The organism is Bradyrhizobium sp. LMG 9283 (assembly GCF_045571415.1).
Taxonomy (GTDB): Bacteria; Pseudomonadota; Alphaproteobacteria; order Rhizobiales; family Xanthobacteraceae; genus Bradyrhizobium.
Genome location: NZ_CP120691.1, coordinates 4,021,773 through 4,035,130, shown reverse-complemented (window position 1 = coordinate 4,035,130; position 13,358 = coordinate 4,021,773). Strand labels below are relative to the sequence as shown.

Below are 13,358 nucleotides of genomic sequence, written 5' to 3'. Positions count from 1 at the left end.
GGAACTAAATGAATATCGTCATTGTGGAGTCGCCGGCGAAAGCCAAGACGATCAACAAATATCTGGGCTCGTCCTATGAGGTTCTGGCCTCGTTCGGCCATGTCCGCGATCTTCCGGCGAAGAACGGTTCCGTCGACCCCGACGCCAATTTCAAGCTGATCTGGGAGGTCGACCCCAAGGCGGCCGGCCGGCTCAACGAGATCGCCAAATCCCTGAAGGGTGCTGACCGCCTGATTCTCGCCACCGACCCTGATCGCGAGGGCGAGGCCATCTCCTGGCACGTGCTGGAGGTGATGAAGGAAAAGCGCGCGCTGAAGGACCAGAAGATCGAGCGGGTGGTGTTCAACGCCATCACCAAGCAGGCAGTCTCGGACGCGATGAAGCATCCGCGCGAAATCGACGGCGCGCTGGTCGACGCCTATATGGCGCGCCGCGCGCTCGACTATCTGGTCGGCTTCACCCTCTCCCCCGTGCTGTGGCGCAAGCTGCCGGGCGCCCGCTCGGCCGGCCGCGTGCAGTCGGTGGCGCTGCGCCTCGTCTGCGACCGCGAGCTCGAGATCGAGAAGTTCGTGCCGCGCGAATATTGGTCGCTGATCGCGACCTTGCTCACCCCGCGCGGCGATGCCTTCGAGGCCCGCCTCGTCGGCGCCGACGGCAAGAAGATCCAGCGCCTCGACATCGGCACCGGCGCGGAAGCCGAGGATTTCAAGAAGGCGCTGGAAGCAGCCAGCTACGCCGTGACTGCGGTCGATGCCAAGCCGGCGCGGCGCAATCCGCAGGCGCCCTTCACCACCTCGACGCTGCAGCAGGAGGCCAGCCGCAAATACGGCTTTGCGCCGGCGCACACGATGCGCATCGCCCAGCGCCTCTATGAAGGCATCGACATCGGCGGCGAGACCACCGGACTCATTACTTATATGCGTACCGACGGTGTGCAGATCGCCCCGGAGGCGATCACCCAGGCGCGCAAGGTGATCGGCGAGGATTACGGCAATGCCTATGTGCCGGACGCCCCCCGCCAGTACCAGGCCAAGGCCAAGAACGCCCAGGAAGCGCACGAAGCGATCCGCCCGACCGACCTCTCGCGCCGCCCCGACAGCATGAGCCGCAAGCTCGATGCCGATCAGGCCAAACTCTACGAGCTGATCTGGAAGCGCACCATCGCGAGCCAAATGGAATCGGCCGAGCTCGAGCGCACCACGGTGGACATCACGGCGAAGGCCGGCGGCCGCACGCTGGAGCTGCGCGCCACCGGTCAGGTCGTGAAGTTCGACGGCTTCCTCGCGCTCTACCAGGAAGGCCGCGACGACGAGGAGGACGAGGATTCCCGCCGCCTGCCCGCGATGAGCCAGGGCGAGGCCGTGAAACGGCAGAGCCTGTCCGTCACCCAGCACTTCACCGAGCCGCCGCCGCGTTTCTCGGAGGCCTCCCTCGTCAAGCGCATGGAAGAGCTCGGCATCGGCCGGCCCTCGACCTATGCCTCGATCCTCCAGGTCCTGAAGGACCGCGGCTACGTCAAGCTGGAGAAGAAGCGCCTGCACGGCGAGGACAAGGGCCGCGTCGTGATCGCGTTCCTGGAGAGCTTCTTCAGCCGCTACGTCGAATACGACTTCACCGCCGCGCTGGAGGAGCAGCTCGACCGCATCTCCAACAACGAGATTTCCTGGCAGCAGGTGCTGAAGGATTTTTGGCGCGACTTCATCGGCGCCGTCGATGATATCAAGGACCTGCGCGTCGCGCAGGTGCTCGACGTGCTCGACGAGATGCTGGGGCCGCACATCTATCCGCCGCGCGCCGATGGCGGCGACGTCAGGCAGTGCCCGAACTGCGGCACCGGCCGGCTGAACCTCAAGGCCGGCAAGTTCGGCGCCTTCGTCGGCTGCTCGAACTATCCGGAATGCCGCTACACCCGTCAGCTCGCCGCCGATGGCGAAGCTGCCGCCGACCGCTCGCTGGGCCAGGATCCCGACACCGGCTTCGACGTCTGGCTCAAGGCCGGCCGGTTTGGCCCATATATCCAGCTCGGCGAACAGAAGGACTACGAGGACGGCGAGAAGCCGAAGCGTGCGGGCATCCCGAAGGGCACCTCGCCCAGCGACGTCGACCTCGAGCTTGCACTGAAACTGCTGTCGCTGCCGCGCGAGATCGGCAAGCATCCGGAGACGGGTCTGCCCATTACCGCGGGCCTTGGGCGCTTCGGGCCGTTCGTGAAGCACGACAAGACCTATGCGAGTCTCGAAGCCGGCGACGAAGTCTTCGACATCGGCCTCAACCGCGCGGTCACGCTGATTGCGGAAAAAGCCGCTAAGGGCCCGAGCCGCCGCTTCGGCGCCGATCCCGGCAAGGCGATCGGCGATCATCCGACGCTCGGCACCGTCACCGTGAAGAGCGGCCGCTACGGCCCGTATGTTACCGCCGGCGGCGTCAACGCGACGATCCCGGCCGAGTTCGAGAAGGACGCCATCACGCTGCCGCAGGCGATCGCGCTGATCGACGAGCGCGCGGCCAAGGGCGGCGGCAAGACGAAGGCGAAGAAGGCGGCAAAGCCCGCCAAAGCCAAGAAGGCTGCGGACGGCGAGGACGCCGCGCCGAAGCCGAAGAAGCCGGCCGCGAAGAAAGCCGCGGCCAAAACCAAATCCGAATCCACCAGCAAGGCGCGCGCCGCCGTGCCGTCGACGGCAAAGACGTCGCCGACCAAGGCAGCCGCCACCAAGCCTCCGGCCAAGAAGAGTGCCGGCAAGAATTAGAGGTTAAGTGAAACGCAAGAATGACCATGGCTTTCCCGACAGGCAAGCCATCGTCGCCTTCATCAAGGCAAATCCAGGAAAGGTCGGCACTCGCGAAATTGCGCGCGAGTTCGGCCTGAAGAACGCCGATCGCGCCGAGCTCAGGCGCATGCTGCGCGAGCTCGCCGACGACGGCATCATCAAGAAGAAGCGCCACAAGGTCTCCGAGCCGGACGCGCTGCCGCCCACGCTGCTCGCCGACATCACAGGCCGCGACAGCGACGGCGAATTGATCGCCTCCCCCGCCGAATGGGACGAGGTCGAGAGCGGCGAGCCGCCAAAAATCCTCATCGAGATGCCGCGCCGGGCCAAGCCCGGCACCGCCGCCGGCGTCGGCGACCGCGCACTGCTGCGCGTCGATCGCAGCGAGGATGATGAAGGCCCCGCCTATCGCGGCCGCATCATCAAGATCATCGACAAGGCCAAGAGCCGCATCCTCGGCGTGTTCCGCAGCCTTCCCGAAGGCGGCGGGCGGCTCGTCCCCGTCGACAAGAAATTCGCCGACCGCGAGCTCAACATCGCGAAGACCGACACCCAGGGCGCGCAGGACGGCGACCTCGTCAGCGTCGACATCGTCCGCTCGCGCGGCTTTGGCCTGGCGTCCGGCAGGGTCAAGGAGAAGCTCGGCTCGGTCAAGTCCGAGAAGGCGATCAGCCTGATCGCGATCTACGCCCATGACATCCCGCTGCAATTCTCCTCCGCCGCGACGCGCGATGCGGAAGCCGCGGAGCCCGCCAATCTGAAAGGCCGCGAGGACTGGCGCGACGTCCCGCTCGTCACCATCGATCCGCCCGATGCGAAGGATCACGACGACGCGGTGCATGCGCAGGCCGATGACGATCCCAACAACAAGGGCGGCTTCGTCGTCAACGTCGCCATTGCCGATGTCAGCTTCTATGTGCGGCCGGGCACCGCGCTCGACCGCGACGCGCTCGACCGCGGCAACTCGGTCTATTTCCCCGACCGCGTCGTGCCGATGCTGCCCGAGCGCATCTCCAACAATCTCTGCTCGCTGGTGCCGGGCGAGCCGCGCGGCGCACTCGCGGTGCGAATGGTGATCGGCCCGGACGGGCGGAAACGCTCGCACAGTTTCCACCGCATCCTGATGCGGTCCGCCGCGAAGCTGCATTATGCGCAGGCACAGGCTGCGATCGACGGTCGGCCCGATGACACCACCGGCCCGCTGCTCGATCCGATCCTCAAACCGCTCTACGCCGCCTATGCCTGCGTCAAGCGCGCCCGCAACGAGCGCGATCCGCTCAATCTCGAGCTGCCCGAGCGCAAGATCCTGCTGAAGAGCGACGGCACGGTCGATCGCGTCGTCGTGCCGGAGCGGCTCGACGCGCACAAGCTGATCGAGGAGTTCATGATCCTCGCCAACGTCGCGGCAGCGGAGATGCTGGAGAAGAAGTCGCTGCCGCTGATCTACCGCGTGCATGACGAGCCGACGCTGGAGAAGGTCCACGCGCTCGCGGAGTTCCTGGAGACGCTGGACGTCCCCTTCGCTAAATCAGGCGCGCTGCGTCCGACCACGTTCAACCGCGTGCTGGCCCAGCTCGAAGGCCACGACTATTACCCGCTGGTCAGCGAGGTCGTGCTGCGCGCCCAGGCGCAGGCGGAATATTCCGCCGAGAATTACGGTCATTTCGGCCTCAACCTGCGCCGCTACGCGCATTTCACCTCGCCGATCCGCCGCTATGCCGATCTCGTCGTGCACCGCGCCCTGGTCCGCGCGCTCGGCCTCGGCGAAGGCGCGCTGCCCGACAGCGAGACACCTGAAAGCCTCGGCGAAGTCGCCGCGCATATTTCCCTGACGGAGCGGCGCGCGATGAAGGCGGAGCGTGAGACCGTCGACCGCCTGATCGCCCATCACCTCGCCGACCGCATCGGCGCCAGCTTCCAGGGCCGCGTCTCCGGCGTCACCCGCGCCGGCCTGTTCGTGAAGCTCACTGATACCGGCGCCGACGGATTGATCCCGATCCGATCCCTCGGCACGGAATATTTCAACTATGACGAGAGCCGTCACGCGCTGGTCGGGACGCGCAGCGGCACCATGTATCAGCTTGGTGACGTCGTCGACGTCCGCCTGGTCGAAGCCGCTCCCGTTGCAGGCGCGCTGCGCTTCGAATTGCTGTCGTCCGAGAACGAGAGCGGCCAGCGCGACCGCAGGCCATTCCGCCCGCAGCGCAAATCATCAAAGGCGCACCCAGGTCGCAGCCCAGAGAAAAAACGCAAGCCGGAGAAGCAAAAGTTCGGCAAGAGCAAGAAGGCCAAAGGAAAGAACAAGGGAAGAGGCAAGAAGGGCAAGGCATGGTGACGACGAGCACGGCCCCAAAAATCTGGACGCGCGAGACCGGTCTCGTCGAGAAGCGCGACGTGTGGGCGGCAATGAAGCGCGGCTTTCGCGGCCGCTGTCCGCGCTGCGGCGATGGCAAGCTGTTCCGCGCCTTCCTGAAGACGGCGGATAATTGCGTCAAATGCGGCCTCGATTTCACGCCGCATCGCGCCGATGATCTTCCCGCCTATCTCGTCATCGTCATCGTCGGCCACATCGTGGTGCCGGCCATCCTCTGGATCGAGACCAATTATTCGACGCCGGTCTGGCTCAGCTTCGCGGCCTATCTGCCCTTCACCTTCGTCGCCTCGCTCGCGCTGTTGCAGCCCGTCAAGGGAGCTGTGGTCGGCTTGCAATGGGCTCTGCGCATGCACGGGTTTGACGAGAACCCTCCCGATGGTATTCCGCCGGTGTAAGCAGATAAAAGAACAGTTCGGGTGAGGACATGACCGATGTTTCGCAGGCCGAGGAGAAGGCCAGGGTTCACGAGGAGAAGGAAGCCGACCACCATCCCTATTTCCGTCCGAGGGATGCGGCGACGCTGATCCTGGTCGATCGCAGCGGCGCCGTTCCGAAAGTGCTGGTCGGCAAGCGCCACGACAAGGTGGTGTTCATGCCCGGGAAATTCGTCTTTCCCGGCGGCCGCGTCGACAAGGCCGATTATCGCGTGCCGTGTGCGGCGCCCATCACCGCGGAGTTAGAGGCCAATCTCGCCAAGGGCAGCCCGAAGACACCGGCTTCGCGCGCGAAATCGCTTGCCATTGCCGCGATCCGCGAAGCCTGTGAGGAGACCGGCCTCTGCCTCGGACGCAAGGCCGAGGGCAAGTTGGCAAAGCTCGAAGGCCCCTGGAAGCCGTTCGCGGATGCGGGCCTGTTGCCCGATCCCTCCGGCCTGTTCCTGATCGCGCGCGCGATCACTCCGCCCGGCCGCGTCAAGCGCTTCGACACGCGCTTCTTCACCGCCGATGCCTCCGCGATCACCCATCGCGTCGAGGGCGTGATCCATGCCGACGCGGAGCTGGTCGAGCTCGTGTGGGTCGAGCTCGGCTCGAAGCCGCTCGCCGATCTGCACCCGATGACGCGCAACGTGCTCAACGAGCTCGACACCCGCCTTGCCACCGGCCCGCTCCGCCACGACGCACCGGTGCCGTTCTTCCATTTCTATGGCGGCAAGATGCAGAAGGATATTTTGAGCTGACGCTGCGGGCGTCGCCGTACTTCGGCACGTGCTACCATCAATTCCCGTCTGACGCGATGAGCACACTCAGCGCAGCGCCTTTGAAGGCACGGTCTTCGTGGCCAGCCTGTCCGTGGCCGATCGCCCAATGCCGGGGCCACGACAGCTGCTCCAGCCCCCGCGCCGTCGCGGAGGTGAAGGACGACCAGCGCGTGGAGTCGTGACGATGGTACAAAAGACCGCCGGGGCCCATGTCTGTGTAGATCGTGACGTGAATGTCAAAAACCTCGCCCGGCGAAAGATCAGGTCCGAACCAATAGGTCGGGCTTCGTCCCGGCTGACGACTTATGATAGCTGTCAGGGTTTGCCGCGATCCCCGCAGCCCGAGCCAGAACGGCGCGATCGAGCCCGGCTCGAAAGCCGTGAAAATCGTCTGAGCCGTTGCGACATCGGCTCCAGCGCTTTGCCCCACGAGCCTCAACGCGATCCGGCGTCCGCTCTTCACATGTCCGCTGAATGGTGCTTCGATATCTCCGGGCTGCAGCTCCCTCCACCCGGCGGGATCGGCATCAGGCAACGGCCATTGCAGCTTCTCCCTGACAACGCCGTCGGTATCGAGCACCTGGTAGCGAAGGCCCTCCTCGTCGAGCGCGGCCTGAATGCAATGCAGATACTCGACGCCCTCAGGCATCCTGTGCGCCGTTCCCGCGCCCGCCGTGCAGATCTGGAGGACACCGCGATGCGCCTGGACATCGAAGGCGAGGATGTGGCTGCACAGATAGGCCAGCACGTTTTCGTTGACGAGGATGTCCCAGAACGGGCGGGCGTATTCGTGGCCGATCTCGCGCTGATAGGTTCCAGTAAATCCGTTGATGGGAAATACCGGGTGATGGCCAAGGACAAGCTTGTGGCGGGCATCACGATGCTCTCTGAGCGTCGCTTCCAGCCACGCGAGCTCGAGATGGCCCTCACCGCCAAGGCCGCTCCAGAGCGTGTTGACGAACACCATCAGGAGGTCGCCGCGCCGTACGAAATACGAGAGACCGGCCTGGCCCGGCGGCCCATTGTCCGGCAGGTCCAGCACTTCGCGAAACACCGCCTCGCTCATCGCGTCATAAGTCGTGTGGTTACCGGTGGTGTGCCAGACCGGAATCGCCGCGCGGTCAAGCCACGCCATTTCCGTGTCCCACCAATATCGCCACTGCGCACGCAGGCCCTCTGGATCAGGCGTGAGTCCGATGATCTCGTCACCCGGAAAAAGGACGAAGTCGGGCTGCGGCCTCAGGCGCTGCACGATCGCGTTGACGGAGGCGAAGGTCTTTTCGTGTAGAGCGCCGGGCACGCCCGAACAGGAATCGCCATACAACAGAAACTGGTGGCCCTTGCCGCGCGGCAGGAGCGCGGGAATGAAATTATTCGCAGAGGTCATTTGCAGAGGTCATGGCCTTCCATAGCGGTGATCGACCGCAAGGATGGCAATTTCCGCAACGGGTCGCAACCAAGCCTTGATCAATCAGCGTCCGGCTCTGTGCCGACATAGTCGCGCGCCGGCAGCTTGAGGACGCGGCCGATTTGCTGGCGAGCTTGTCCGCTTCCTCGCGCCGCGTGAAGCTCACCAGCATGATCGGCTCGGTGCCCTTGTTGCCGCAGAGAAATGCCGACCAGCAGGCCGAGCCCGGGGCGCCGCAGAGCGGCGAGCCGGGAATCCATAACCACGATCGTGAGTATGGATTCCGGGCTCGCGCTACGCGCGCCCCGGAATGACGGAATCGTGCTGCACACGACACGAAAAACAAAAAATTCTTCCCGCCTCCAGCAATGGCGGAGTTCCCGTGCGTACCTATGTCTTTCCAAACGACAATGAAGAAGGACACCGGGCGATGGCACAACGGCAACTCAAGCTTGGCGCGTTCATGCGCCCGATCAGCATCCACACCGGCGCCTGGCGCTATCCTGGGGCCTGGCCGGACGCCAATTTCAACTTCGGTCAAATCAAGCAACTGATCCAAAAGCTCGAGGCCGGCAAGTTCGAGGCCTTCTTCATGGCCGATCACCTCGCCGTGTTGAACATGCCGATCAATGCGCTCAAGCGCAGCCACACCGTGACCTCGTTCGAGCCGTTCACGCTGCTGTCGGCGCTCTCGGCGGTCACCGAGCGCATCGGCCTGATCGCGACGGGCTCGACCACGTTCGACGAGCCCTATCACGTCGCACGCCGCTTTGCCTCGCTCGACCATCTCAGCGGCGGCCGCGCAGGCTGGAACATCGTCACCACATCGAACCCGGACGCGGCGCTGAATTTCGGCCTCGACGACCACATGGAGCACGCCGAGCGCTACAAGCGCGCCCGCGAGTTCTACGACGTCGTTACCGGCTTGTGGGATTCCTTCGCCGACGACGCCTTCGTGCGCGACGTCGAGAGCGGCCTGTTCTTCGATCCCGCCAAGATGCACACGCTCGACCACAACGGCAAATATCTGAAGGTGCGCGGCCCCCTCAACATCGCCCGTCCCGTGCAGGGCTGGCCGGTGATCGTGCAGGCCGGCGCATCGGATGATGGCAAGCAGCTCGCGGCCGAGACCGCGGAAGCGGTATTCACCGGCGGCGGCAGCCTCGCCGACGGCCAGAAGCTCTACGCCGACATCAAGGGTCGCATGGAGAAGATCGGCCGCGATCCCGAGCATCTGAAGATTCTCCCCGGCGCCTTCGTCGTGGTCGGCGACAGCGTCCACGAGGCCAAGGAGAAGCGCGCCCTGCTCGACAGCCGTGTCCATTACGACAGCGCCATCGCCTCGCTCTCGGTCATCCTCGGCACCGACGCCTCCGGCTTCGATCCCGACGGCCCTCTCCCCGAAATTCCCGAGACCAATGCCAGCAAGAGCGGCCGCCAGCGCATGGTCGATCTCGCTGCCCGCGAAAAGCTCACCGTACGCCAGCTCGCCCAGCGCGTCGGCGGCTATGGCGGGCTGTCCTTCGTCGGCACCGCCAAAACCATAGCCGACCAGATGGAGGAATGGCTGGTCGGACGCGGCTCCGACGGTTTCAACATCATGTTCCCGTTCCTCCCGGCCGGCCTCGACGATTTCGTCGACAAGGTCGTCCCGGAGCTGCAGCGGCGCGGGATTTTCCGCAAAGAGTATGAAGGGGCCACTTTGAGGGAGAATCTGGGCCTGCCGCGGCCGAAAAACCGCTTCTTCGAGGCCTAATGGGCCCGATTTGAGCGGTTTTCCGGGCCTAAATCCTTGACTTCCAGCCGTTTCTGGCTAGGTTGCCGGCCAACGCGGGCCGTTTGGCCGGCTCCAGATTCCCCAATTCTCTGAGGTTCAGAACATGGCCAAAGCGGTCACCATCAAGGTCAAGCTCGTGTCCTCGGCCGACACCGGCTTCTACTACGTCGCCAAGAAGAATTCGCGCACCATGACCGACAAGCTGGTCAAGAAGAAGTACGATCCGGTCGCGCGCAAGCACGTCGAATTCCGCGAAGCCAAAATCAAGTAAGATCGGCGAAGCGTCGAAGAGTTTTGCGGGGCCCTCACGGGCCCCGTTTTTTTGCCCCTCCTCTCGTGTCCCGGACGTGCAGCAGCGTGCAACGCTGCTGCACCGAGCCGGGACCCATAAAGCGACACGACACGCTGCGGAGAAACATGGGCCCCGGCTCTGCAGCGCACCGCTGAAGGAGCGCTGCGCTGCGTCCGCGGCATGAGACTGGGATTGACGCGCTAATCTTTCCCCACACCGTCCTTGCGAGGAGCTCTTGTTACGAAGCATCCAGAGTCGTTCCACAGAGACACTTTGAATTGCTTCGCGAAGCTGTCATCAAGCCGCGCTTTGCGCGACCCCGGTGGCTCGCAACAACAGAGCGTGGGTGACAGCCCTTCTCGTGTCCCGGACGCTGCGTGCTCTGGCCGCCACGTCGATGGCGCGCTTATGGGCAATACCATCGCAACCCTCGGTTGCACAATCCGGAACATGTTACCGTGCACTTACCGGCACGGCTTTTCCGTCCCGGATTTGGAAGGACATGGTCATGAGATCGTCACCGAGCCTTGTCGTGCCTTCAGTCACCGCCGCCTTGTCAATAGTCTTGTTCTGCGCCCCGGCAGCATCGCAAATCCCAACAGGCTCCGCCGCCACGCTTCCCCCTGTCACGGTCGATGCGCCGAAACAGGTGGCAAAACCGCACGTGTCGGAGCGGGAAGCAAACACAGCGGCGCCGCGTCGGACTGCGTCAACCGCTCGAACGTCAACCGCGCGCGCGCCTTCGTATGCGCCAGGTTCTGTGATGGGGCGGATTGCCAGCCTGGAGAGAGTCGCCAGCAGCTGCAACGGGGGCTGTGCATCAAGCTTCCCACACGGCAAAGAGCCCTGGGTTGGGTGCAGCGAGTCGGGCGGCGGTCTGAACTATGGACCTCTCTCGCCAACGTGCCGAGACACCATCACCCATGCATCCTACGAGAATTGCGTCGAGACGAAGGTGTTCCTGGGCGAGTTTCGAAACAGAGCCCACTGGTTTTGCAGCAGCCTGCAGGCCGGCAACAGGTTTAAGGTCGCCGATCTCAAGCGGTCAAAACGTCCGCAATAAAGCATGAGCCGACCCCGAAGGGCCGTGCCAGCGCAAAGTCCGAAGCCGTTTTCCGAAAAGATCTGCGCGTACAACAACCTGAAGCGCGATGGCGATTGATCCAAATCTCATCGCGCTTTGGTCTATCCGGCTAGGGTTTGCCGAGATGCCGGTCGCCCTTCAAGACCTCTCCCCGCGGTACATTGCGGGACGAGCGGCCTCAGGTCGGGCGAACCGGCAGCGCGGAAAATGCTCTCTCCGACCACCGCTACGGCGTACCGCCTCCAGGTTTAGCTATGAAGTTGCGAGTTGAGGCCGTCCCAATTTGCTGCGCGCCTGCTTGCTTCAAGAGCACCGCTCTGGGAGTTGCGTCGAAATAAGAGCCCCTTTTGACCCGAGAGTTCTCTCGCTTTCACCACTCGACCATCTTCCAAAAGAATGCGGGCGCCTGCAGTGACATAGCAGCCTGCTTCGACCACACAATCGTCACCCAGTGAAATGCCAATGCCGGCGTTGGCTCCGATCAAGCAGCGCTCGCCGACCGTAATCCTCTCTTTCCCTCCTCCTGACAGCATCCCCATGATCGACGCTCCGCCCCCAACGTCGCTGCCGCTACCCACAACCACACCGGCACTTATCCGACCTTCGACCATGCAATGACCAAGCGTGCCTGCGTTAAAATTGCAAAAGCCTTCGTGCATAACGGTTGTGCCGGGTGCCAAGTAGGCTCCCAGCCTCACACGATCCGCATCTGCAATTCTCACGTCCGCGAGCGTCACATAGTCGGTCATGCGCGGAAATTTATCCACGCCGGTCACCTCGAAAGTCAGGCCGCGCTTTCGTGCCTCCATTCGCGCTTCTGGCACACGAGTGCATTCGCACGGACCGAGAGTGGTCCAGGCAACGCTGGGTAATAGGCCAAAAATTCCTTCAAGATTCAGGCGATTCGGCTCGACAAGCCGATGGCTAAGCAGGTGAAGCCGAAGGTATGCGTCGTGCACGTCAACGGGCGCGGACGTTAGGGACCCGATTTCGGTACGGATCGGAACGATGTCGACGTTGCGAATATCGTCGTGCCGCGCATATCCCGCTGCCGGCTCGCCCAATAGTTTTTCGATCTCCCGTTCCATCAACCGCGTCGTTGCCGGCCCATCAGCCTCCGCACTTAAGCGCAGCTGAAGAAACCAGCAATCCAGGACGCGGCCGTCAGTCGAGATGGTCGCAAATCCCTCGCCTTTCGCCCCACTCTGCTCCATCGCCATTTGATTGCTCGCGCTTTGATCCACCGAATACTGACAGTCTAAGAAATGTCGCGGATGCTGACTAGCGCGGTCTCGAGCGATTTTCGGTCGGTGGTCGTGTCACGCATTAGGACGCGGACGCATAACGCGCGGCCAGCCATAACCGGATAGATGCGAGTTGGACGAAGGCAAGATAGTTGGCGGCGAGCCTGTCATAGCAACGCTTCCGGGCGGGCCCCCTACTGGACGCATTCGTCGGCCTCGTCCAAAAGCCATGCAACGAATGCCTTCACCCGAGCATCACTTGCCAAGACCGCGGGCCAGCGCACGAGGTGTACCTTCGTCGACGGCATGTCCCAGGTCTCAGGCAGCACGCGCACAAGGCGGCCGTCGATGAGCGCGTCGCGCGCGAGGAGTGAGCGCGTTAGCACGACGCCGTTGCCTTGAAGTGCGGCACCGATCGCTGTCGCCATGTTGGCGTAACGTAGTCCAACCGGCGGCGGCGCGTTGAGGCCAAGTCGCGCGAACCACGTCGACCAGGACCACTCGGTTCCCGCGTTCGCGTCTGCGCCGGCCCCCTTATGGATCAGCGGCAGGGCGGCGATGCGCGTCGGGTCGTCGAGCGGCGCGGACGGCAATAGTCGCGCGTGGCAAACGGGGAAGACCTGCTCGCGGAACAACACGCGCTGCGTTGAGGTCTCGCGTGCCTCCCCCTCGAGGAGCCAATGGATCGTGATGTCGAGATCGAGGTGGATCGCTTGCGCCGTGCTCTCGACGATGATCAGTTCGATCGGCGTCGATGGGACCTTGAACATCGGCAGGCGCGCGACAAGCCAATAGTCCGCAAGCGCCGCGCTGACGCCGACGCGCAGTGGGCCATTGCTGGCCGCAGCGCGGCATCGCGCGCGTAGCTCTCCGAGGCCGGTGAGGAGTTCCGCGAGGCCGGATGCAAGCGCTTCACCGGCGGGCGTCGGCCGCATGCCGCCCGAAGTCCGCGTCAGCAGTGGCAAACCCATAAAGTCTTCCAGCCGGCGCAACCGGTGGCTCACTGCGCTCTGCGTCACGCCGAGGTCGCTTGCTGCGGCGGTGACGCTGCCGAGACGGTGCACGGCTTCGAAGGCAATCAGGGCATCGAATGGAGGTTGGGCGGTCATGCCGGCATTATGAAGGAGATTCATGCTGAGTTGAACACTCGGCATACGCCACGAGCGCAAACCGATGATAACTAGCGGGCATCGCAGCGCTTCTGCGCGGCACT

Annotated in this window: 10 protein-coding genes and 1 pseudogene; 6 read left to right on the top strand and 5 right to left on the bottom strand. The window is 63.9% G+C overall.

Translation table 11 applies throughout. The annotated features are described in order from the left end of the window. Window positions 1–8 precede the first annotated feature (8 nt). The 4 genes from topA to P6U29_RS19005 are packed head-to-tail and all read left to right on the top strand — an operon-like array spanning window position 9 to window position 6,319. Entirely contained in the window at window positions 9–2,747 is a 2,739-nt protein-coding gene (gene topA, locus P6U29_RS19020; protein ID WP_407118956.1) for a type I DNA topoisomerase, read from the top strand. Between the two features lie 7 nt (window positions 2,748–2,754). Further along, window positions 2,755–5,103: a ribonuclease R gene (rnr, locus tag P6U29_RS19015; protein ID WP_407118955.1), complete on the top strand. Its 2,349-nt coding sequence runs from the start codon at window positions 2,755–2,757 to the stop codon at window positions 5,101–5,103. Continuing rightward, window positions 5,097–5,537, top strand: coding sequence for a DUF983 domain-containing protein (locus tag P6U29_RS19010; protein WP_407118954.1), 441 nt, complete (start codon window positions 5,097–5,099; stop codon window positions 5,535–5,537). The genes rnr and P6U29_RS19010 overlap by 7 nt, the downstream gene beginning before the upstream one ends. Before the next feature lie 29 nt (window positions 5,538–5,566). After that, a complete protein-coding gene (locus P6U29_RS19005) occupies window positions 5,567–6,319 on the top strand; it encodes an NUDIX hydrolase (RefSeq protein ID WP_407118953.1) in 753 nt (250 codons plus the stop codon). 37 nt (window positions 6,320–6,356) lie between these two features. On the opposite strand, the gene P6U29_RS19000 is transcribed toward P6U29_RS19005, so the two are convergent. Both P6U29_RS19000 and P6U29_RS18995 read right to left on the bottom strand, forming a co-directional pair. Beyond that, window positions 6,357–7,727: a metallophosphoesterase family protein gene (locus P6U29_RS19000; RefSeq protein ID WP_407118952.1), complete on the bottom strand. Its 1,371-nt coding sequence runs from the start codon at window positions 7,725–7,727 to the stop codon at window positions 6,357–6,359. Between the two features lie 80 nt (window positions 7,728–7,807). After that, window positions 7,808–8,008 carry a hypothetical protein gene (locus P6U29_RS18995; RefSeq protein WP_407118951.1) on the bottom strand — a complete coding sequence of 67 codons (201 nt, stop codon included), beginning with the start codon at window positions 8,006–8,008 and terminating at the stop codon, window positions 7,808–7,810. 170 nt (window positions 8,009–8,178) lie between these two features. On the opposite strand from P6U29_RS18995, the gene P6U29_RS18990 reads away from it, so the two are divergent. Both P6U29_RS18990 and rpmG read left to right on the top strand, forming a co-directional pair. Further along, entirely contained in the window at window positions 8,179–9,504 is a 1,326-nt protein-coding gene (locus P6U29_RS18990; protein WP_407118950.1) for an LLM class flavin-dependent oxidoreductase, read from the top strand. A 124-nt stretch (window positions 9,505–9,628) separates the two neighbouring features. Continuing rightward, on the top strand, window positions 9,629–9,796 hold the full coding sequence (gene rpmG, locus P6U29_RS18985; RefSeq protein ID WP_007603295.1) for a 50S ribosomal protein L33: 168 nt from the start codon (window positions 9,629–9,631) through the stop codon (window positions 9,794–9,796). A 1,353-nt stretch (window positions 9,797–11,149) separates the two neighbouring features. Here rpmG and dapD read toward each other — a convergent pair. The 3 genes and pseudogenes from dapD to P6U29_RS18970 form a co-directional block, all read right to left on the bottom strand. Beyond that, window positions 11,150–12,121, bottom strand: coding sequence for a 2,3,4,5-tetrahydropyridine-2,6-dicarboxylate N-succinyltransferase (gene dapD, locus P6U29_RS18980; protein WP_407118949.1), 972 nt, complete (start codon window positions 12,119–12,121; stop codon window positions 11,150–11,152). 106 nt (window positions 12,122–12,227) lie between these two features. Next, window positions 12,228–12,317, bottom strand: a pseudogene (locus P6U29_RS18975) (IS5/IS1182 family transposase); the annotation flags it as partial. Between the two features lie 22 nt (window positions 12,318–12,339). Next, entirely contained in the window at window positions 12,340–13,254 is a 915-nt protein-coding gene (locus P6U29_RS18970) for a LysR family transcriptional regulator (protein WP_407118948.1), read from the bottom strand. Window positions 13,255–13,358: the final 104 nt, after the last annotated feature.